General features: G+C 38.2%; 18 protein-coding genes. 3 read left to right on the top strand and 15 right to left on the bottom strand.

All coding sequences use genetic code 11. From position 1 onward, the window contains the following. Nucleotides 1–57 precede the first annotated feature (57 nt). On the bottom strand, nt 58–1,398 hold the full coding sequence (locus BAU15_RS03475) for a hypothetical protein (RefSeq protein ID WP_161841377.1): 1,341 nt from the start codon (nt 1,396–1,398) through the stop codon (nt 58–60). Between the two features lie 134 nt (nt 1,399–1,532). Here BAU15_RS03475 and BAU15_RS15555 point away from each other — a divergent pair, with 134 nt between their 5' ends. Next, nucleotides 1,533–1,691: an SPJ_0845 family protein gene (locus tag BAU15_RS15555; RefSeq protein WP_202622706.1), complete on the top strand. Its 159-nt coding sequence runs from the start codon at nt 1,533–1,535 to the stop codon at nt 1,689–1,691. Nucleotides 1,692–1,774: 83 nt separating this feature from the next. On the opposite strand, the gene yihA is transcribed toward BAU15_RS15555, so the two are convergent. From yihA to BAU15_RS03440, 7 genes are all read right to left on the bottom strand, one after another. Beyond that, complete coding sequence (gene yihA, locus BAU15_RS03470; protein WP_161841376.1) at nt 1,775–2,362, bottom strand: ribosome biogenesis GTP-binding protein YihA/YsxC; 588 nt, start codon at nt 2,360–2,362, stop codon at nt 1,775–1,777. Nucleotides 2,363–2,495: 133 nt separating this feature from the next. Next, on the bottom strand, nt 2,496–3,740 hold the full coding sequence (clpX, locus tag BAU15_RS03465) for an ATP-dependent Clp protease ATP-binding subunit ClpX (protein WP_161841375.1): 1,245 nt from the start codon (nt 3,738–3,740) through the stop codon (nt 2,496–2,498). Nucleotides 3,741–4,797: 1,057 nt separating this feature from the next. Continuing rightward, nucleotides 4,798–6,081, bottom strand: a complete 1,284-nt coding sequence (gene tig / locus BAU15_RS03460) for a trigger factor (protein ID WP_161841374.1) — start codon at nt 6,079–6,081, stop codon at nt 4,798–4,800. Nucleotides 6,082–6,226: 145 nt separating this feature from the next. Continuing rightward, on the bottom strand, nt 6,227–7,186 hold the full coding sequence (locus tag BAU15_RS03455; RefSeq protein ID WP_161841373.1) for a hypothetical protein: 960 nt from the start codon (nt 7,184–7,186) through the stop codon (nt 6,227–6,229). Between the two features lie 247 nt (nt 7,187–7,433). Further along, on the bottom strand, nt 7,434–8,159 hold the full coding sequence (locus BAU15_RS03450) for an RDD family protein (RefSeq protein WP_420022113.1): 726 nt from the start codon (nt 8,157–8,159) through the stop codon (nt 7,434–7,436). After that, nucleotides 8,152–9,180, bottom strand: coding sequence for a signal peptide peptidase SppA (gene sppA, locus BAU15_RS03445; protein ID WP_161841372.1), 1,029 nt, complete (start codon nt 9,178–9,180; stop codon nt 8,152–8,154). The genes BAU15_RS03450 and sppA overlap by 8 nt, the downstream gene beginning before the upstream one ends. Nucleotides 9,181–9,192: 12 nt before the next feature. Beyond that, entirely contained in the window at nt 9,193–9,483 is a 291-nt protein-coding gene (locus BAU15_RS03440; RefSeq protein ID WP_161841371.1) for a hypothetical protein, read from the bottom strand. A gap of 427 nt (nt 9,484–9,910) precedes the next feature. On the opposite strand from BAU15_RS03440, the gene glmS reads away from it, so the two are divergent. Beyond that, the gene (glmS, locus tag BAU15_RS03435) at nt 9,911–11,719 is read left to right on the top strand and encodes a glutamine--fructose-6-phosphate transaminase (isomerizing) (RefSeq protein ID WP_161841370.1); all 1,809 of its coding nucleotides are present in this window, start codon (nt 9,911–9,913) and stop codon (nt 11,717–11,719) included. 156 nt (nt 11,720–11,875) lie between these two features. On the opposite strand, the gene glmM is transcribed toward glmS, so the two are convergent. The 4 genes from glmM to nifJ all read right to left on the bottom strand — a co-directional run bounded on the left by glmM (nt 11,876) and on the right by nifJ (nt 19,173). After that, nucleotides 11,876–13,231 carry a phosphoglucosamine mutase gene (glmM, locus tag BAU15_RS03430; protein WP_161841369.1) on the bottom strand — a complete coding sequence of 452 codons (1,356 nt, stop codon included), beginning with the start codon at nt 13,229–13,231 and terminating at the stop codon, nt 11,876–11,878. Between the two features lie 27 nt (nt 13,232–13,258). Then, a complete protein-coding gene (locus BAU15_RS03425) occupies nt 13,259–14,380 on the bottom strand; it encodes a CdaR family protein (RefSeq protein ID WP_161841368.1) in 1,122 nt (373 codons plus the stop codon). Then, on the bottom strand, nt 14,380–15,261 hold the full coding sequence (gene cdaA / locus BAU15_RS03420; RefSeq protein WP_161841367.1) for a diadenylate cyclase CdaA: 882 nt from the start codon (nt 15,259–15,261) through the stop codon (nt 14,380–14,382). The genes BAU15_RS03425 and cdaA overlap by 1 nt, the downstream gene beginning before the upstream one ends. 216 nt (nt 15,262–15,477) lie before the next feature. Continuing rightward, nucleotides 15,478–19,173 (bottom strand): pyruvate:ferredoxin (flavodoxin) oxidoreductase, encoded by a 3,696-nt coding sequence (nifJ, locus tag BAU15_RS03415; protein WP_161841366.1) that lies wholly within the window; start codon nt 19,171–19,173, stop codon nt 15,478–15,480. Nucleotides 19,174–19,383: 210 nt separating this feature from the next. Between nifJ and BAU15_RS03410 the strand changes: the two genes are divergently transcribed. Continuing rightward, nucleotides 19,384–19,899 carry a DsbA family protein gene (locus BAU15_RS03410; protein WP_161841365.1) on the top strand — a complete coding sequence of 172 codons (516 nt, stop codon included), beginning with the start codon at nt 19,384–19,386 and terminating at the stop codon, nt 19,897–19,899. 159 nt (nt 19,900–20,058) lie between these two features. Here BAU15_RS03410 and whiA read toward each other — a convergent pair whose 3' ends face one another. The 3 genes from whiA to rapZ are packed head-to-tail and all read right to left on the bottom strand — an operon-like array spanning nt 20,059 to nt 22,898. Then, nucleotides 20,059–20,985 (bottom strand): DNA-binding protein WhiA, encoded by a 927-nt coding sequence (whiA, locus tag BAU15_RS03405; RefSeq protein WP_161841364.1) that lies wholly within the window; start codon nt 20,983–20,985, stop codon nt 20,059–20,061. Between the two features lie 33 nt (nt 20,986–21,018). Continuing rightward, nucleotides 21,019–22,017: a gluconeogenesis factor YvcK family protein gene (locus BAU15_RS03400; protein WP_161841363.1), complete on the bottom strand. Its 999-nt coding sequence runs from the start codon at nt 22,015–22,017 to the stop codon at nt 21,019–21,021. Then, the gene (rapZ, locus tag BAU15_RS03395; RefSeq protein WP_161841362.1) at nt 22,014–22,898 is read right to left on the bottom strand and encodes an RNase adapter RapZ; all 885 of its coding nucleotides are present in this window, start codon (nt 22,896–22,898) and stop codon (nt 22,014–22,016) included. The genes BAU15_RS03400 and rapZ overlap by 4 nt, the downstream gene beginning before the upstream one ends. Nucleotides 22,899–23,098: the final 200 nt, after the last annotated feature.

The raw sequence follows: 23,098 nt of genomic DNA, 5'->3' as shown, positions 1-23,098 counted from the left end.
TAACCAGCAATCCTTCACATTTATTCGCAGCAACTTTTATTATCCAGACCTGCATCATTAGACTTTTTGCGGTCCTTGGATTTCTATAAATTCATTCAATTGATTATAGTCTAAAAATAAGACTCGCAAATGATTTTTTTCTTTCTTCAATTCAACAGAAATAGTTCCTTTTTTTCGTTTAATTTGACTAATCTTTGTGTCTGGAAAATGCTTGAAGATTTCATCAAAAGGAATTTGTTCCATCTGTTTTTCGGGAATATAAAAGCGCAAAATTGCCTCATACTCAGGATATTTATCATCAATCACATCGATATCCAAATAATCTCTAATATAATACGTATAGGCAGCTAAACCATTGTCCAAGGTTAATTCTGGGTCAATTACACGATACGCAACCATTTTAGACTGTGCCTCATCTACCCACGGGAAAAAGGCTTGAGCGTTGAGGGCCCCTTTGACACGTTTTTCCTTATAGGCACCTTTGACTAAATCGTAACTACGCGTAATAAAGTGACTAGCTGTTTTTTTAGGCGTTGGTTGTAAGGAATCATTCTGATATTGAACCGTGTGAATAAAATCTTTCGGGTAAATATACTCGATATAAGGCTCTCTCAGAAGACCTACTCCATTATCCCAAGCCAATGAATCAAAGCCCATCTGATCCCTAAATAAACGCTGAAATTTAAGATTACTCTCATGTCGCCAGTTAAACGGGTCTTTATAAAGCTGAATTTCCAGGACTTGATTTTGATGTTCTTTGACGTATTCAATTTGTTGAACTTCTTGAAAAATCTGTTTAGGAATCATCGTATAGTACGGTTGACCAAAGTACATCTGCCAACACGAAGTAAAACACAATCCTTTAGAATATATATCATAGCCAGCTAGCTGATTACAATCGATTTTCTTTTTACCATCAAGTGTTCTGAGCATCGGTAGCTGTTCAAGCTCTTCTTTTGTCTCAAACAACAGACGCTCGTCTATTGCACTGATATTATTATAACGATATTCCGCAAAGTCCCTCAGATACGCCATTACTCCACTATAAGTTGTCATTTTTCGTAACAGGTAATCTTTAAGCAACGATTGATTTACCTGAAAGACCGACTTAGACAATAAGTATTTCTCTAGAATTCGTCCTTTGAAGTAGCTAAAACTAAGTTCATTCTCCTCATCGCCAATTAGCCAGGTTACTTCCGAAACGTCGCCAAGTTCTTTAATTAACTTTTTAACCTTGGCTAGATCAAAACTCTCTGGAATGTCTTCCTCTACTTTAAAATAAGTAGGCTCAATGAAGATTCTGACAAGAGATAACCAATCTTCTGCAGCTCGAACCGCTTCCTTTTGCTCCGCAACATCGACACGCAACATTCCGTATATCTGTTGTTCTTCTTTCATTCATCTCGCCCCTCTCTTATCTCCATTATAACGAATCACTAAGCAATGCACCAAAATTTAGCGTTATTTTATCTCTTTTCCCCCCATTTATCTATAAAAAGTGTTAAACTATCCTTACATGGAGGTGGATTTTCATGGGATTAAAATTCGAACGTTCCGACAACCTAGACAAATTATTTGCTGACTTTGTTGTTGACCCTGAAAATAAAGTGGCTCCTAAAGAAGATATTAACCGCTTTTTGAAGCCAGAGATTAAAGAACCAGAAAAAAAGAAAAATAAAAAGAAATCCTAGACAAGGACTTCTTCTTGAAAGAGCGAGTGTATAGATTATTCTATAGACCCGCTCTTTTATTACAATTATGCACCTTTGACTCTTTAGAAAGTCATCGCTTCTTCGATTGCTGCCCAGGCTTCTTCCTTGCCTTGTTTTGTGACAGAAGAAAATAAAATAAATTCATCATTTCTATCAAAGTCTAACGCTTTTTTGATGACACTTTCATGTTTATTCCATTTACCACGAGGAATTTTATCCGCCTTGGTCGCCACAACAATCACCGGAATATCATAATATTTCAAAAATTGATACATCTGAATATCTTCCGTACTTGGGGCGTGACGCATATCAACTAATGATACGACTGCTTTCAACTGAGGACGAGTCGTGATATAGGTTTCAATCATTTTCCCCCATTTTGCTCGTTCCGTCTTAGAAACTTTTGCATAGCCATAACCAGGTACATCGACAAAATGCAAAGCATTCTCAATCAAATAAAAATTTAGAGTCTGCGTTTTCCCCGGTTTACTTGAGGTACGTGCTAAATTTTTTCGATCAATTAAGGTATTTATAAATGATGATTTCCCGACATTGGAACGGCCTGCCAGAGCAATCTCAGGTAAATTCGTTTCAGGATATTGCTTCGGTGCAACTGCACTAATAATTATTTCTGCTTGATGAACTTTCATAAGCACACTCCTTTCCTTAAAAAGAGGACTGTGACATCAAGTGTCGCAGTCCTAAAAATTACACTAAAGTAGCTAGGCAGAGACAAGCCTAGCTCTCTAACAAAAATAAACTACTTATCTAGCTAACAAACAATTAACCAGCCTTTTGTTCTTTCTCGTTGTATAAAATAATTGGTTCGCCTTCACCTTCAGCTGCTTCTTTCGTGATGATGACTTTTTTGATTCGTTCATCAGAAGGAATTTCAAACATAATATTCATCATGATATCCTCAATAATTGAACGTAATCCACGCGCGCCTGTATTGCGCTCAATTGCTTTATCCGCAATTGCTTTTAGCGCATCCTCTTGGAACTCAAGCTCTGTTTCATCTAAAGACAACAATTTCTTATATTGTTTAACCAACGCGTTCTTTGGTTCTGTCAAAATTTGAACAAGGTCATCATTTGTTAATTTATCTAGCGCTGCCGTAACAGGTAAACGCCCGATAAATTCAGGAATTAGACCAAATTTCAACAAATCTTCTGGAATGATATGCTTCATGATACTTTCATCTTCAGAAAGCTTTTTATTTGTTGTTCCAAAACCAATTGTTTTCTCGCCTAAACGGTTTTTAGCAATTGTTTCGATGCCATCAAAAGCTCCCCCAACGATGAAGAGTACATTCGTTGTATCAATCTGAATAAATTCTTGATGCGGATGTTTTCTACCTCCTTGAGGTGGCACACTTGCAACCGTTCCTTCAAGAATTTTTAGTAGAGCTTGCTGCACACCCTCACCAGAAACATCTCGAGTAATTGAAACATTTTCACTCTTACGAGCAATTTTATCAATCTCATCAATATAGATGATACCTTTTTCAGCACGTTCCACGTTATAATCAGCAGATTGCAATAGCTTCAACAAAATGTTTTCAACATCTTCGCCCACATAACCAGCTTCAGTTAAACTAGTTGCATCAGCGATTGCGAAAGGAACATTCAACGATTTAGCTAGTGTTTGCGCTAAAAATGTTTTTCCTGATCCAGTTGGGCCAATCAAACAAATATTACTTTTCTGCAATTCAACATCTTCAGAAACCTCTGATTCGTTCACCCGTTTGTAATGGTTATAAACAGCCACAGCTAACGTTTTTTTCGCACGTTCTTGGCCAATAACATATTCATTTAGTATTTCTAAGATTTCCTTTGGTTTGGGAACTTCCATGAATTCACGAACTGCTTCATCATAAAATTCTTCATCAATAATCTCTTTGCATAAGTCAATACATTCGTTACAAATATAGACACCTGGTCCAGCAACGATTTTCTTTACTTCTTCTTGTGTTTTTCCACAAAAAGAACAGCGAACCGTTTCGTTTCCATTTGTATTATCATACATGGTTTTCACCCCTTGATTCTATCCGTTCTAGTCCTGCTAGATTATTTTGTAAAAAAGCAGTGCTTTAAAGCCTTATTACAGCCTTTTTCTATAATATCACAGTTTGCCAGAAAGAAAAAGTAGTTACGACTAGAACGAGCAACTAATTCTTAGTTTTACTCTTTTCTTAGTACTTTCATAAATTCTATAATTTTCTAAATATGATAACTCTAAATTTGTTATTTAAAGTCGAATAAAAAACGCAAAATTTCTGCTTTCTAGCTACTTGTGGCTAGTTGCGCATCTTTTCGATCAAAATTCGAGATAAAAAGCTGCTTTTAATGGAAAAATAGATTCGCAGATGGATTTTTTAATTCCGCTTTTCAAGCGGTGCAATGGTATCCATAGGCTAATAAAAGAAAAATCGATTATTTTATTTTCTTTCAAACCTGATTCTGGCTAACTCATTAAATGAGCGAAAACACCGCAACTAGCCACAAGTCTAAAAAACACACTAAACTCTAAATTATCGATTTATTCTAAACTTAATTTCAGATGATTTTATAAATATCATTCATAGAAGCCCAGTCTTTCAAGGTTCTCCGCTCTTATAAACTTTAATTTCATAATTTTACAGAGAGGAAACTAGTCACTTTTTATATACTTGTGGCTAGTTGCGCACCTTTTAGTGAAAATATCGAGGCGCTAAGGCTAATTTGAAAAGGAAAACCTACTAGCCAATAGATATTATCGATTTAAAGCCCGCTTAAAATCAGTCAGCCCCCGCAACTAATGAGTAGTTAGAAAAAACCAAAATTATCTGCCTAATAACTCGATATGAAAAATTATTGAAGAGAGGGTTGTTATATTACCTATCATCTATTCTACTTTGTAAGCTCTTTTCCATGACGATTTAGAATAATAGACATAGGACAATCTAGTGAACTATTCAAATCCACTTCACTACCCCCAAAAACCTTCTAACACCTCAATAGTCATAGTCCATTTAGCACACTAAAAAAGCTTTTGAAGCTGAGTTTCCCCGCTTCAAAAGCTTAATAGTAGCATTTAGTTGTTCTTATTTTTCAACTGCTGTTGCAGTGATTGTTTCTACTGCTTTTTTCATTGCAATATCATGTTTTAACATATCTTCAGTAAGAACGTTCTTGATTTGATCTTCAGGCATGTTGTATGTTTCAGACAATTCTTTGATTTCTGCAGCGATTTCTTCATCCGTTGCTTCAATCTTTTCAGCAGCTGCAATTGCTTCAATCACTAAGTTCGTTTTTGTACGAACTTCTGCTTCGCCTTCAAATTGTTTGTGTAAATCTTCTTCAGTTGTTCCAGTTAATTGATAGTACATTTCTGGAGCAATTCCTTGACGTTGCATGTTGTTTAAGAATTCATCCATTGAACGGTGCACTTCATCATGAACCATTACATGTGGTAAATCTAAAATTTCAGCATTTTCTACGGCTTGACGAATAGCTGCTTCATCTTTTGCTTCATCCGCTGCTTTTTCTTTAGATTCAGTCAATTCTTTACGATATTTTTCTTTCAATTCTGCTAAAGTTTCAACTTCTTCATCAACATCTTTAGCAAATTCATCATCTAATTCAGGTAATTCTTTTGTTTTAAGTTCATGAACAGTTACTTTGAAGACTGCTTCTTTGCCAGCTAAATCTTCTGCTTGGTAGTCTTCTGGGAATGTTACAGTCACATCGAAGCTTTCGCCAGATTTATGACCAACAACTTGTTCTTCGAAGCCAGGAATGAATGAACCTGAACCAAGTTCTAATGAATAATTTTCGCCTTTGCCGCCTTCGAATGCTTCGTCGCCAACAAATCCTTCAAAATCGATGACTGCTGTATCGCCTTCAACGGCTGCTTCATCTTCTTTGATTACTAATTCAGCTTGCGCTTCTTGTTCACGTTTGATACGTGCATCCACGTCTTCGTCTGTTACTTCGCGTTCTTGTTTTTCAACGGTTAAGTTTTTGTATTCACCTAATTTTACTTCTGGTTTTACAGTTACTTCCGCTGTGATTGTCCAATCTTCGCCTTTATTCATGCTTTCAACATCAATTTTTGGTTGTGATACTGGATCAATTCCGGCTTCTTTAACAGCTGCTTCATAAGCTTCTGGTAAGACAGCATTTAATGCATCTTCGTACAAAGCTTCTTCGCCGTACATGCTATTAAACATTTGACGAGAAATTTTTCCTTTACGGAATCCAGGAACGCTAAGGTTTCCTTTTACTTTGTTAAACGCAGTAGTCAATCCTTTTTGGATTAGCTCTTGTTCGATTGTAAATGTTAATACACCATCATTGGTGCCTTTTTTTTCCCATTTTGCAGTCATTTGTTTCCCTCCGAATAAATTAAAAATTTATACATGATTTTATGTTATGCATACTTTTAAATAGTACACTAAGCCTTGTGAAATGTAAACATTTAGCACGGCAACAAATGATTTTTTTACTTATTTTTCATTCTTTTTAACTTTATTATTGAAAATAAAGTTGTTGCACCTGTGCTTGTAATCGTTGTTTCAGCTGACAGATTTTTTGAAATACCTCTTGATCCTCTGCTTTTATCGAAGTCCCTTGCTCATCTAAATAGCTTTGTGCCCATAAATGCGAATCTTTGATATTTTTATCAGCAAAAGGAAACAATAAAGCAAAATGCAATTTCAACTCACTCGTCACCGTCAGTAATAAGGATGGATTGTCATTGATTAGTGCCCGCTCCACCTCGCGAGAAATGATTTGATAAGACCGTGTTGCAGCAGGAAGCACTAAAGTACTGGGTATTAAGGGATATATTTCCCCATCTAACCATCGAAAATCGACACTTTTTTCGCTTTCAATCTTCACCAGCTCCTCCAATACTTTTGAGCGAACCAACTGATGTAGTTGCTGATTATTACTCAGCTTTTGCGCTAAATCTTCGAATATATCTGTTGGTAGTATCTCGATATTTTTAATAGTAGCCATTTGCTGGTGATAATTTATCAACGGCAGCTTTTTTAGGTCATTTAAAGTTTTCTTGATTCTTTCCGGCTCTAAATGTTGATAGGCTCTACCCGTATGTTCTATTTGTCTTAAATATCCAGATAGTAAAGTCACATCATCCGGATCTTCCGCTGTTTTTTTTCTAGTCAACACCATGCTCGTCGCTTCAATAAATCTTCTTCGGTGAAGTAAAAGCTGTAAGTAGATTGCTAGATATTCGACAGCCTGAAAATAATTCATACGCATTTCATCCGCGTATTCAAATGCTAGGTCAAACTCGCCGATATCTACCAAAGAGGTAACAAGGAGCCTATTCACATCAAAATCTTGTTTCATTTCATAGGCGGCTGTAAAGTATTCAACTGCTTTTAATAACTCCTCGTCTTCAAGCGCTAATTTGCCTAAACGAACATAGCGTTTAACATTTTTAGGAAACTCGATTGGTTGATTCATTTTCCGCCTCTTTCAACTATATTTGTCTCTAGTGTAACAAAGAAAAAGAAAGAAAAGAAGACGAACCAATGAAGAAAACAGAATTTTTTTCTTCATTGGTTCGTCTTTTCCCCATCTAGAAGAAATTTCAGCTTCTATTTGTATGACAAAAATCAGTTACTTGTACTTCTGCACTTTATGATTTTGATCCCTTGTTCGTTGCTATTTTCAACCCGATTATTTGGTTCGGAATGGTGCTTTCACAGACCTATTTCGCCGTTTCTCTGAGTTGCTTATTAAAAGCTAGAACGGTATTAATCGTTACAACGCTCGTACTAGATAGATAGTCACCGACATGTTGCTTGCGCCGACTAAAAATGAGCGGCAGATAGCCTAGCATTAATAAGGGATACTTTAAAATAAAGCGACATGCGCCTTCTCTAATAAGGACTGTTTGCCAACTAAGTCTCTCTTCTTCGAAACTAATCACACGAATGCCAAAGATCATCTTGCCAAGAGTCTGCCCGTTGGTTTGCTTGGTTAGGAGAATAAAATAACCAAGGTAAATGATTAAACTAGCTAACGTATAAAAGCTAAAGAAATTCGTATTCTTTGGCCAATTAGCTAATGAATAAATCGTCCCTAACGAAATCGTGGTAATAGAGTGGATACATAATAAGTCAATTAAAAAGGCGAAGCCTCGGATCCAAAAACCAGCATAAAAATAAGCAGGAAAATCGTGAATAGCTGGCTTAGGATTTTCTTCAGAAAAGTCTTTCCAGGAATGCTGATTTTGCTCAATCTCTTCTTGCGTATAGGCTGTTTTATTGAACTGTTCCGTAACAGGCCTCGACACTTCTTTTCCAGGACCGACTTGTGGTTCTTGTCTAGTAGTAGAAGAAATAGGTGTTGCCTCTATCGATTGAGGCTTTTGCTCTTCTTGATTCTTCTTCGTCTCGTTGTTCTCAGCATTTTCATTAGTCACTTCATTCACCTCCGTAGTAATACATAGCTTTAGGAGCTTCTGAAGTGCCGATGCTTTTCAATAATGAGTTGATTTGACTGCTTTCTGATGGTTGAAGTCCTTGGAGTTGCGCAAGCTTGGAGCCTAGCCAAGTGTTCGCAAATCCAGTGCTATCTAGACTGTATTGAACAAATTGTGCTTTTTCTAAGCCGTGTTCTTTTCTTAAGGCAGCCAAAGCCTCATCCGGAAAGCCAATAGCATCAACTAATCCAGCATCTAACGCTTGTTTCCCATCGTAAATGCGTCCGTCTGCAACTTCTTTGACTTCTGGAACACTCATTCCTCGTCCTTCAGAAACGATTGTAACAAACCGATTATAAGCACTATCAATATAAGCCTGAAGGACCTGTACCTCTTCTTTTGTCTCTGGGCGTGTCGCCGAGCCCATATCTTTTAAGGCCCCACTTTTAACTGTCGCATCATCTATGCCTAATTTCTCCAACAAGCCAGAATAATTTAGATTCGACATAATCACACCAATCGAACCGGTCACAGTTTCATTTGTAGCAAAAATTTTATCGGCATGAGCTGAGATATAATAACCACCACTGGCTGCCATATTTTTCATGCTAACATAGATGGGAATCTTCTTTTCTTGCTGAAGGTCTTGTAATGCACGAGCCAGTTCAGCACTTTCATATACACCCCCACCAGGTGAATTGACTTCTAAGAGCAGAGCTTTCACGTCTGTATTCTCTTTAATAAGCGCAATTTGTTTCAATACTGATTCATGATCGTAGGACTCTCCTGAAAATAGGCTACCACTTGTTCCACTAGAAATAGTTCCTTCAATTTGAATTCGAGCAATTTTATCATCAGAACTGCCTTGTTCAAGAACTGTTTCTGATAATTCATTCGAGCCATAAAGCAACCCGTTCAAACTTGTTCGTTGATTCTCAGTCGCTTCTTTTCTAGTAAGTCCTGCTGTCAACCCAGAGAAAAGAAACAACGCGATGGCAACAACAACCGCTACCCAACGTTTTGCATTCATTTTTTGGTCCTCCTAATATAAATTACGCAAAACAACGATTGTTTCACTTTCACCCGTAGCTTTGGTTTTTTCTGCCTTATCTTCAAGAGAATAGCCAGTAAAATATTCTTTAGTTAGTTCATCTTGGACCTTAAACTGTTTTGCTTTTTCGACACTTAATGCATCTGGTGCGACCTCTTGTAGACTATCCCAACCAGTATCTAAAAATACTTTTGTTTCTTCTGTTACCTCAGGTATTTCTTCTAATGCAGCAATTGCTTGTTTCAATTCTTTGATAGTCATGACTTTTATTTCTGCTTCCATGTTTTCATCCTCCTCATCGATAAATCAATTGTAACAAAAGTTTTGTATGACCTCAATTTTCAACCATTCTCACAAGGCAAACAAGTAACGCAACAAACAATAAGCGCAGCCTATCCTCACGCCTTCTGTTAATCATATTTTTGCTATACGTATATACCAATATAATTTAATGTTGACATGATATGAAATTAACGCTATGATGTTACTTGTTTCCGACAAAAAAATAACTAGGAGGTTAATAGACCAATTGGATAGCGCCAGGTCTGATTTTTATCAGATGACGAGGAAAGAGTTTATCGAATGATTCGGCGGATGACTCTAGGGACTGCACTCTAAAGAAAGATGGAAAAACGAATGGAAACATTCCAACAAAGCATCTTTCACGCAGCGGAAACATATAATGAGAAGAAAGTAGGACGAAAACATTATGTGTGGAATTGTAGGAATTGTAGGAAAGCCAAATGCAACAGAGATTATCATTAAAGGATTAGAAAAATTAGAATACCGAGGTTATGATTCAGCCGGCTTATTTGTTGCCAATGACACGACTAGTTCATTAGTAAAAGCACAAGGTAGAATTAAGAACCTTTCAGACAAATTAACTCCTGAAGTTAGCGGAACGATTGGGATTGGTCATACACGCTGGGCGACTCACGGACAACCTAGTGAAGAGAATGCGCATCCCCATACCTCTCAAAGTCAACGTCTTGTATTAGTGCATAATGGCGTGATTGAAAACTTTGAAGAATTAAAATCAACTTATCTTGCAGCAGATACCTTTATTGGTGAAACAGATACAGAAATCGCAGTTCATGTCGTGGAAGCTTTCATGAATCAAGGATTAGACACTAAAGCAGCCTTTAAGAAAGCTTTGTCTGTGATTCGCGGTTCTTACGCGTTCGGCTTAATCGACAAAGAAGATACTGAGACTATTTATGTAGCAAAAAATAAAAGTCCTCTACTTGTTGGGCTTGGCGATGGCTTCAATGTGATTTGTAGCGATGCGATGGCTATGTTAGAACAAACCAATCGTTTTGTCGAATTAGTCGATGGAGAAATGGTGATTGTTACAGCGGATGCTATTGCTATCGAAGATCAAGAGGGTCACGCAATTGAACGTGAATCTTATGAAGCACAACTTGATTTAACCGACATCGAAAAAGGAACCTATCCTTATTACATGTTGAAAGAAATCGATGAACAACCTGCTGTCATGAGACGAATTATTCAAAACTACGCCAATCAAGAAGGCGAAATTCAACTAGATGCTGACTTATTAAACGCTATGAAAGATCGCGACAGAATTTATATCATCGGTTGCGGTACAAGTAGCCATGCCGGCTGGGTGGGCAAAAAGATAATCGAAACTTTAACCAATATTCCAGTTGAAATCCATTTGTCTAGTGAGTTTGGGTACAATATGCCATTACTTTCAGAAAAACCATTCTTTATTTTCCTTAGTCAAAGTGGTGAAACTGCGGATAGTCGACAAGTATTAGTAAAAATTAATGAATTGAACTATCCTTCATTAACTATTACGAATGTCGCTGGCTCAACTCTTTCAAGAGAAGCAACTTATACTCTATTGTTACACGCAGGACCAGAAATTGCAGTGGCTTCAACCAAAGCCTACACTGCTCAGATTGCTGTATTAGCCGTTTTGGCAAAAGCTCTAGGCCAACAAAAAGGACTCGCTCAAGCAGCAGACTTTGCGTTCGTACATGAGTTAGGTTTAGTTGCTACGGCAATGGAATCAATTATCAACGAAAAAGATTTAATCAGTGAGCTAGTTGCTGAATATCTGACTGAGACTAGAAATGCCTTTTATATTGGACGTGGTGTTGATTACTACGTATCAATGGAAGCAGCTCTAAAACTGAAAGAAATCTCTTACATTCAAGCTGAGGGCTTCGCTGCCGGCGAATTAAAACATGGAACGATTGCCTTAATCGAAGAAGGAACGCCTGTTTTAGGGATTATTACGGATGAAGTAACTGGAGCGCATACACGTGGAAACTTGAAAGAAGTTGAAAGTCGTGGCGCGAAAACATTAGTACTTGCTAGCGCTGATTTGGCAAAACCGACTGATCAAATTGTTTTACCAACTGTTCATCCACTATTAAGTGCACTTCTAACAGTTGTCCCAACTCAGTTGGTTGCTTACTTTGCAACACTTCAACGAGGCTATGACGTTGATAAACCAAGAAATCTTGCAAAATCAGTAACAGTTGAATAATCAATTATGACTATTAAAAATGAGAGACTTGGGTTATTGCCCACATCTCTCATTTTTTTATATACTCTCAAATAAAAAATAGTGAATGCCCATTAGCAGCATCCACTATTTTTAGTCTTATTTATTTTTTTGTTTTATTCACTAAACTTTAGTAGATTATTCTGCACCAATCTCTTGACGAACAACTTCTGCGATTTTATCTACATAATAGTCAACTTTTTCATGTGTTGGCGCTTCTGCCATAACGCGGAGTAATGGCTCTGTTCCTGAAGGGCGAACCAAGATACGGCCTTCACCGTTCATTTCTTTTTCAGCTTCCTCAACGACTGCTTTGATAGCTGGAACATCCATCGCCCCATTTTTATCAGTCACGCGGATATTGACTAATTTTTGCGGATAAATAGTAACTTCACCTGCTAATTCAGAAAGTTTTTTACCCGTTTGTTTCATAATATTTAACAGTTGAATTCCTGATAACATACCATCACCAGTTGTATTATAGTCTAAAAAGACCATATGACCGGATTGTTCACCGCCAAAATTGTAATCATTGTTACGCATTTCTTCTACTACATAACGGTCACCTACTTGAGTGATGACATCTTTAAGACCAATCCCCTCAACCGCTTTATGGAAACCTAAGTTACTCATAACTGTAGTGACAATTGTATCTTTCTTCAAACGATTTTTTTCAGCCAAGAATTTCGCACAGATAAACATGATTTTATCTCCATCGACGATATTTCCTAGCTCGTCTACAGCGATAATTCGATCGCCATCACCATCAAAAGCTAGCCCAACATCGGCGCCTTTTTCAACGACCATTTCAGCTAATTTTTCAGGATGTGTAGAACCGACACCGTCATTGATATTCAACCCGTTTGGCTGCGTACCCATTGTATAAAAGTCAGTTTCTAAGTCAGCAAATAAACGATTAACAGAAGTCGCTGTTGCCCCATTGGCTGCATCAATACACACCGTCAAGCCAGATAAGTCCCCAGTAATTGTTTGAACAAGAAATTGAGAATATTTCAGTAATCCTTCTGGGAATTCTTCCACAGTACCCAAACCTTGAGCAGAAGGACGTGGCAATTCATCCACTTCGGCATCTAGTAAAGCTTCGATTTCTAATTCTTGACTGTCGACTAATTTAAAGCCATCAGCTCCAAAGAATTTAATCCCATTATCTTCAGCTGGATTATGTGAAGCAGAAATCATAACTCCTGCAGAAGCCTTTTGTAAACGAGTTAAGTAAGCAACGCCTGGTGTAGAAATAACTCCTAATTGGAACACTTCAATTCCAACAGACAGTAAGCCTGCGATTAATGCTGTTTCTAGCATTTGACCAGAAATCCGCGTGTCTCTTCCGACTAATACGCGCGGACGTTTTTCGCCAGCTTCATGTTGACTTAGTACATAGCCTCCACAACGTCCTAACTTAAACGCTAATTCAGGTGTCAGTTCTTTGTTAGCGACGCCTCGAACGCCATCAGTTCCAAAATATTTACCCATAGTTAATTTTCTCTCCTTAAATTCATCCTAGTTTGTTTCCTCTGTTTGTCTGTTGGAGGACTCTTTTTCTTTCGTGCTGCTGGTATTCTTCTCTGTGCTTTGAGAAGAGGTAGTTGTTTCCTGCGAATCATCTTTGGTTGTTGTCTCTGCAGTAGTCGTAGACGTATCGGTGTCAGACGAACTTCTTGAATAGCCAGCTTCGTACACTGGTACGATAGTCACATCAACTGCTTTTGGCGAGATAGCTAAGCCAGAGTCGATAGGTACAGAAATTGTTTTTCTAACGCTCTTAGTAATATCCGTAATATCGATCGGCACGCCAATACTTGAAAGACTATCTAATTTTTCTTGCGCTCCTGAAATAGTAGCTAAAGTTTGAGTCAATGTCAAGTTGTAGTAAGCGATGCCTTCTTCTTGATTTCCGGTCTGTACTGGATACAAAGTAATTACTTTTTGTGGAGAAACCACCTCAACATCAATAGTTACTTTATCAGGCACAGATTGGATACTTAAGGGTTCCCCTGAGCCATTTAGTGCTTGAATAGCGACCGTCTCGCTAAAGTTTTCTTTCGCCACTTTTGACGGATCCACGGTTGCCACCACTCGTTTGATTTCTTTTAACGTCTGGTCCCCTGTTGTAATCTGTACTTCTGCCGGTGATACAGCAACATTTCCTAAAGTAAAGCCATTATCTGTGTTAGAAGATGATACGACAGGTTCTACTTCGAAGGTTTTAGTCGCTTTTTTTTCGATCGTCACAGTCACGGTTGCTGGATCAATCGTAGCTGATACGGCGCTGCTTAAATTCTGCATGCGTAAACGTACTTCATGTGTGCCTGGCTTCAAATCAGACAAGTCGGCGACAACACTAAAATTCCGTGTATCTTCATTTAGTTCAGCATTTAGCTGAATTTTGTTTGCGCTACTCAATTTAACCGTCACATTTTTTTCAAAACCATGAATATAGTATTTTTCAGAATTGTAGATGGGCTTTATTTCCACATTTGTAGCGGTCTCACTAAAGCCTTCACTTCCAGTTGCAGAAGTAGTAGGGAGATTTTTCCCATTTGCATTAAAAAATAGAAGGATACTAAATAATAAAGCCAAAATTGCGTAAAGCGCATTGCTTTTTCTTTGTTTCGTCTCCATTATTTGCCCCCCTTAATCATACCATCAAGGAAAGATTGCAAAAGGTTTTTCTTTTCTTTTTCTTCTTCCACTGGAGCTAATTCTCTTCTTAAAATTTTCAAATATTCCTCTTGAGATAACGCTGGAATCAACTCGTTATTCAAGGTGATACTGACATCTCCAGTCTCCTCGGAAACGATAATCGTCAGCGCATCACTGACCTCGCTCACACCGACTGCAGCCCGATGTCGCGTCCCATATTCTTTAGGAATCAACATACTTTCTGACAATGGTAAGTAAGCACAGGCAACCGCAATTTTTTCATTTTTGACAATTACTGCGCCATCATGTAGTGGCGTGTTCGGAATGAAAATATTAATCAGCAATTCCCCAGTAATATCAGCATCCAAATCTATCCCGGTTTCAATATACTCATCCAGGCCGGTATTACGCTGAATCGTGATTAAAGCCCCAATCTTTCTTTTTGACATATATTGGATGGCTTTGTCGAAGGCTAAAATAATTTTTTCGCCTTCACGTTGACCCGTCTTCGATGATTTGAAGAAGGAACTGCGTCCTAAATGTTCCAAGCCACGGCGCACCTCAGGTTGAAAAATAACAATGGTCGCAATCACTCCATAAGTAATTACTTGGCTCATCAACCAAGACACCGTGTGTAGTCCAATAATTTCCGCAAGAATCTGGATTAAAATGAATATAGCGACTCCTTTTAATAACTGGACAGCTTTTGTTCCTCGGACGAGTTGCATTAGTTTGTAGACTAAATACCAAACTACTAATATATCTAAAATATTAATAAAAAAATTCGCTGAAAACAGGCTTCCTTCAAAAATCTGTTTCCAATACTCGAGATTGAGTAATTCTCCTAATTGAAATGACATAGACAGCCTCTCTTCTCTATTTGAGATTACTTAAATAGTATAGCATAGCTTTGATTTGTGTGGCAGTAAGATAGACCAATTTTTTAATTTTATTAAGGAAAAATTACTGTAAACTAAAAAATCCTTTAAAAAACAAGTGCGGCGCAAAACGAATGCTCCATTTTGCGCCACACCTGCTAACTGACCATATAGCCTCAGTTTTCTATACCAAAGGATTTATTTCTCTCTTTTTGCTGCGCGTTCTGCCCGTCTAGCCGCACGTCTGGCTTCAGCTTCGGGATCAACAACACGCTCTTTTTTGATTCGTTCCTTTTTGACGGGAACTTCTACATTTGCCGTTGCAACGGAAGAATCCTCAGTTATTTGTGGTTCTAATTTTGCTCGAATTTTCTCTTCTTGTCCTGATAGACGAGCATAGTTATAGAATCGAGTTTTCGCATCGTTAACGGTCTTCTCAAATAATTGTCCGGCATGTTCAGGTTGTGTTGCTTCCAATGAAGAGAACCGTACTTGTTGACGCATAAATTCAGGCATCAGTGAGAAATCAGGCTTCTTGTAGTCTAAAGTCATTGGTGTTTTTCCTTGTTCTCTTAATTCAGGGTTGTAGCGATACAATGACCAATAGCCACATTCCACGGCATCTTTCGCTTCTTTCAGCGTTTGACTCATTCCACCTAATAAACCATGTGTAATACATGGTGTATAAGCAATCACAATTGATGGCCCAGGGAATTTCTCTGCCTCATCTAACGCTTTGATGGTTTGCATTTGATTAGCTCCTGACGCAATTTGTGCGACATAGACATTCCCGTAAGTCATCGCCATCATGCCCAAGTCTTTCTTAGAAGCATATTTCCCACTCGCTGAGAATTTGGCAATCGCTGAAGCTGGTGTCGCTTTAGAAACTTGCCCACCGGTATTAGAATAAACTTCATTATCTAGAACCAGTATGTTGACATCAGCACCACTCGCTAAGACATGGTCAATCCCGCCATAGCCAATATCATAGGCCCAACCATCGCCACCAATCATCCATTGACTTGGCTTAACGAATAAGTCGCGATCTGCATAAATTTCTTCTAATTGCGTGTTGGTTAATTTTTCCTCTTCTAAAGCCGCTGTTAGTTTGGCAGCTCGTTGCTGCGTACCCTCGTTATTATTCATGTGAGTCATCCAATCAGCCATTAGCTCTTGTAAACTCGCAGAAGTGCTTTCTTTCACTTGTAACATTTTGTCTGCTAAATGTTCACGACGTGTTTGAGATGCTAAGAACATACCATAGCCGTATTCGGCGTTATCTTCTAATAAAGAATTTGACCAAGCTGGTCCTTGTCCTTGTTCATTCGTTGTATAAGGTGAAGCCGGTGCAGCACCGCCCCAAATAGAAGAACAGCCAGTTGCATTAGCAATCATCATCCGATCGCCGTACATTTGAGTCAATAATTTTACATACGGTGTTTCACCACACCCTGCACAAGCACCAGAAAATTCTAACAATGGTTTATTAAATTGTGTGCCTAGGACGGTATTTTTCTTAATTGGATTTTCTTTTTGACGTAAGGTCATAGCAAAGGCCCAATTAATTGCTTGTTCTTTCGATTCTTCATACGGTTTCATCACTAAAGCTTTACCTTTAGCAGGACAAGCTTCAACACATAGTCCACAACCGGTACAATCTTCTACCGATACCTGAATTCTGTATTTTAAGCCGTCTGCTCCGCGCATTTCTCGCACAATAAAGCCTTCAGGTGCTTCTTCTAATTCGTCGTCATCTGCTAAGAAAGGTCGAATCGCCGCATGTGGACAGACAAAAGCACATTCATTACACATCGTACAGCGGTCGCTAATCCATTCAGGTACTTCTAATGCAACACCACGTTTTTCAACAGCTGCCGTTCCCAAAGGCATCCGACCATCTGTCATATCATTGGCTACTAAGGTACCCACAGAAAGGGCGTCACCTTCTTGGGCATTGACTGGTTCTAATATTTCAGTAATATATTGTGATTTTGCACGGACCGTCCGTTTAGGTTCAAGAGAAACGGTTGCCCACTCCTCAGGCACTTCAACTTGATGTAATAGTTCAACGGTTCGCTCAATTGCTTGAACATTTTTCTCAACAACAGCCATTGATTTTTTTCCATAGCTCTTCAAGGCTTCATCCTTCAAAATGGGTAAAACTGTGTCGAAAGGAATAATGTTGGCTAATTTGAAGAAAGCTGTTTCCATTGCTGTGTTAATTCGACCACCTAAACCGACTTCTTGAGCCAATTTCACGGCATTAATTGTGTAAAATTTAATCTCATTTTCAGCAATATATCGTTTTAATTTATTCGGTAGATGACGATTCAATTGGTCATCATCCCAGACAGTATTCAATAAGAATGTTCCGCCTTTTTTCAAACCTTTAACTAAATCGTAATTGTGAATATAGGCAGGCGTGTGACAGGCTACAAAATCAGCATGTTCAATCAAATACGTCGAACGAATCGGCGCTTCTCCAAAACGTAAATGAGAAACAGTCAAACCACCGGATTTCTTCGAATCGTAATAAAAATAGCCTTGGGCATATTTTTTAGTATGGTCACCGATAATCTTAATTGCCGATTTATTCGCACCGACCGTACCATCGGAACCGAAGCCCCAGAATTTGGCTTGGTAGGTTTGTTTATTGGTTAAATCTAGAGACGGACCTAACTCTAAAGACATATTCGTAACATCGTCAACAATCCCAATTGTAAAGCGACGCTTTATTTTATAGCGAGATTTTTGAAGTTCATTATAGACAGCCATCACTTGATTAGGGACAACATCTTTTGAACCTAAACCATAACGTCCACCAATAATCGCTGGGTGCATCTCTGAATCATAGACAGCACTTTGCACATCTAATAATAAAGGCTCGCCCCCTGCTCCAGGCTCCTTGCTTCTATCTAAGACGGCGATACTTTTAACTGTTTTAGGTAATTTTTCTAAAAATGTTTCCACAGGGAATGGACGGTATAAATGGATATTTAAAAAGCCAACTTTACGACCTTGTTCGATTAAATAATCAACCGTTTGTTCAATAGTCGGGGCAACCGAGCCCATCGAAACAATAATCTCTTCGGCATCATCGGCGCCATAGTAAGTCACGAGGTCATAGTTGGTTCCTCTTAACTCATTAATTTTGCCCATATATTTCTGAACGATACCCGGTAAAGCATCATAGTAAGAATTAATCGTTTCTCTTTGTTGGAAATGAATATCCGGATTTTGATTCGTTCCACTCACCGATGGATGATTAGGATTCATACTCTTTTCACGAAAAGCAGCTAATTTTTCCTGATTCAATAACGGAGAGAGTTCATCATATTCTAAGACTTCAATTTTTTGAATTTCATGACTTGTCCGGAAGCCATCAAAAAAGTTCAGAAAAGGAATCCCTGATTCAATTGCAGCTAAATGAGCAACTGGCGCTAAATCCATCACCTCTTGTACAGTACTTTCTTGAAGCATCGCAAAGCCCGTTTGGCGTGCAGCCATGACATCGCCATGATCCCCAAAAATATTCAGAGCATTAGTGGTAAGTGCTCGACTTGCTACATGAAAGACACCAGGAAGTAATTCTCCAGCAATTTTGTACATATTGGGAATCATTAATAATAAACCTTGTGAAGCTGTATACGTGGTTGTTAAGGCCCCTGTTTTTAGTGAACCATGCACCACCCCGGCAGCACCTGCTTCTGATTGCATTTCGACAATTTTAACAGGCTGTCCAAAAATATTTTTCTTTCCCTCAGCAGACCACTGATCCACGAGTTCAGCCATCGTAGAGCTTGGTGTGATGGGATATATCGCTGCTAATTCAGTAAAGGCATAAGAAATATAAGCAGCTGCTGTATTTCCATCCATTGTTTTCATTTTACGCATGTATCATCATCCTCTTATTTGATTTGAGTCAAATCTATCCCTTTCATTATAACTGATATTTTATTATTTGAAAGAGATTATAGGATACTTTTTTCACATACTTAATAATAATCGGTTAAAATTACCTATTATTTTGTGAAGCCAAATAAGGTAAAAAAATTCCCTTTCGTCCAAAAATTCGATACACTAGTTGTAAAGGAGGAATTTTCAATGGATATATCTATTATCAAAGCAAATCGAACAAATTCTTTAACTGGTTTAAAAATAGGTTCGGATGATGCACCTAAAAAAATGATTGAATTTATAAACGTTCGTTGCCCATTCTGCCGTAAATGGTTTGAGGAGTCTTATGATGTGTTATTCGAGGCTGTCTCTGAGGGAAAGGTTCAACGGATTATTAAGTTTTTTGATAAAGAAAAAGAAAGTTTGCAAAGAGGCAATGTCATGCAACACTACATTACTCAGACAGACGGCGTGAAGGCTTTACAAGAATTAAAGAAAATATTCAGTACTCAAGATGAATGGGGCGAACTTTCTTTAGAAGAAGTAGCTACCTTCGCGGAGGAAACATTGAACCTCACAGAACAATTTGATCAAAAAGTCACACAATCAATCATTGACGAAGCGGCTGAAGCGAATATTCAGTTTGTTCCGACAATTATTGTCAATGAGCATATATTTGATGAATCAATCACGCTAGATGAACTAAACGACATTATCAGCTAAACACCATAAGAAATGTAATTTAGACTGATTTTGCTAAAAAATAAAACTCACCGAATGGATAGACACTAATCATTGAGCAATACTGCTCCGTGTCCTATCCCCTCGGGTGAGTTTTTTGTTTGTATGCATTCAATCGCATACGTTCTTGTTTTTTTCTATTTATTTCCGTAAATTCTCTGAAAATTCATTGATTTTCCGGATTCGATGGTTGATTCCTGATTTTGAAATGACACCAGATGGAATCATTTCCCCTAATTCTTTCAAGCTAACTTCTGGATGCTCCAAGCGTAATTCCGCGATTTCTTGTAGTTTTTCTGGCAGCGCTTGTAAGCCAACTGTATTTTCAATGTAACGGATATTTTCAATTTGCTTTGAGGCTGCATCAATCGTTTTATTTAGATTGGCCGTCTCACAATTGACCAAGCGATTTACAGAATTGCGCATATCACGAACAATACGAACATCTTCAAATCGTAGCATGGAATTCGTCGCACCAATTAACGTCAAGAAGTCAGCGATTTTTTCGGCACCTTTTAAATAACAAATATAGCCATTTCGACGTTCCAGTGTGCGCGCATTTAAGTCGTAATAATTCAACATATCGCAAACATCTTGATTATGCTCTTCGTATAAAGAAAAGATTTCCAAGTGGTAACGACTGGTTTCTGGATTATTAACAGAGCCTGATGCCATAAAGGCTCCACGTAAATAGGAGCGCATCTTTTGCGCATTGCCCAATATCTCATCAGAGACATGGCTATTAAACATCAAACCGTCCATAATATCCAAGTCTAATAAAACCCGTTCTGTCTCATATTTTAAACGAACAATATACACATTATTCTTTTTTAATTTCATTTTTTTTCGTACAAGTAACTCACTACGAACTTCATAATGATCTTTTAAAAGAGAATAGATTCGTCTGGCAATCGCGGCATTTTCCGTTTGAACATTTAGAATAAATTGATGGTTAGCTAAACTTAATGAGCCATTCATACGGATAAGTGCAGCTAATTCGGCTTTCGCATGCTCTCGATGCACTTCTAAACCTGTTAACTCTTTTTTTACTTCGGCTGCAAAGGACAATCTACCCCCGCCTTTCTTATTCTTTATCGACCGTTAGATTTTCGCGCCAAAAACAATCCGAAAGAGTTCTTCAACCACCTTCGTGCCATCATGGAAAACCCCACCATCTCTCAGCTCTAAGAAATCTGTGGAAACGACACGGCATCCGGCTTCTCTTAGTCCAGTAAAATCATGCGCCACTTGGACCAAATATTCATCATAGACTTCTGGATCCATATAGCCTTCCGGAACTTTTTCAGTATTTACTAATACGGTGTCGACAAATTGATTGTTTAAATGTGTATTTAACACGCGAACATGATCTGCATCTGTGAAATGTTCAGTTTCCCCTTTTTGAGTCATAATATTACAAATATAAACGACCTCTGCTGCTGTTTTCACCAAGGCTTCCCCAATCTCAGGGATGACTAAATTAGGTAGAATACTTGTAAATAAGCTGCCCGGACCCAATACAACCATGTCAGCTTCCATAATACTTGCGACAACTTTTCGAGCAGCCGTTGGCGTATCACTGCCCTCGACATTTCGTACGAATACATGATCAATGGTTTTTCTATCGATTGCAATTTTCGACTCACCAACAGCAGTTGTTCCATCTTTAAAGACAGCATGTAACACAAGCGGTTGCTCAGACGAGGGATAAATATGCCCATCAACATGCATCATTTTTGATAATAACTGAATCGCCTCATATGTACTCCCTCTCATCTCAGAGACTGCGGCAATAATCAAATTTCCGATAGCATGATTTGCTAAAAAGTTATCATTTTTATCAAAACGATACTGAAAAATATCTTCATATAATTGAGGCATATCAGACAAAGCTACTAAAACATTCCGCATATCGCCAGGTGGCGCCATATCGATACTATCTCTAATCTCGCCACTACTGCCTCCATCATCAGCCACCGTTACGACCGCTGTGATATCAGCTCCTTGATTGCGTAAACTTTTCAGGATGACAGGCAAGCCTGTCCCCCCACCAACCACAACAATTTTCGGTTTTCTGATCCGGTACGTTTTCATCTTCATGAGCGATTTACCGTCTCTTTCCGTTTATCCTTGTCTCGATGGGTAATGTTAACTTTATATTTTTCAGAGAGAGTTTTACCTACACGTTCGGTTAAAGCTACTGACCGATGTTGTCCACCCGTACAGCCAATCGCAATTGTTAAACTACTCTTGCCTTCCTTCACATATCCAGGTAAGACAGTTTGCAACAGGTCTACGAATTTTGTATAAAATTCTTCTGTTTCAGAGAAGGACATCACATAATCATAAACTTCTGGATTCTGTCCTGTTAAAGGACGTAATTCCGCAATGTAGTGTGGGTTAGGTAAGAAACGAACATCCATCACGACATCCGCATCGATAGGCAATCCATATTTAAAGCCAAAAGAAACCATCTCAACATGGAAGCCTAGATCACCCTTTGATTTAAATTCATGATTGATCTTTTCACGTAACAAACGAGGGCTTAATTCCGTTGTGTCAATCACAATTGAAGCTCGCGATTTAATATCTTCTAAGATAGCTCGTTCTTTACGAATTCCTTCAGTCACCAAGCCATCCATCGCCATTGGATGGGTCCGGCGTGTTTCTTTATAACGTGAGACTAATTCTGAATCAGAAGCATCTAAAAACAGAACAGACGTATCAATAAAGCCAGTATTTTCAATTTCTACTAACATATTTTGAATTTCTTCAAAAAATGAGCGTGACCGTAAGTCAACAACCAAGGCAATTTTTGTGACTTTTCCAGATTCTTTGATTAACTCCCAAAATTTAGGAATTAAACTTGGCGGCATATTGTCGACACAAAAATAACCCATATCTTCAAAACTTTGAATTGCTACCGTCTTTCCGGCACCACTCATTCCTGTAATAATAACTAATTGCAAATTATCTGCCATAATTGTTCACTCCTATATATTCATCTATACTATTATATCATTCCGGGCGTATCATTGCTATCTATCTCGAGCCCTTTTCTCTTATTTTAGAAAAAATTGACTAGTTTCTTAAAAAAAAGGCTTCATTAAATAGCTTTTCCCGCTTGAGTTCTTCTGATTTCCCTTTTGTCACTCTATGTCTTAAAGACTAGCCTCTAAAT

It is taken from the genome of Candidatus Enterococcus huntleyi (genome assembly GCF_009933175.1).
GTDB lineage: Bacteria > Bacillota > Bacilli > Lactobacillales > Enterococcaceae > Enterococcus_K > Enterococcus_K huntleyi.
The sequence above is the reverse complement of the archived record's forward strand: the minus strand, read 5'-3'. Positions and strand labels throughout refer to the sequence as shown.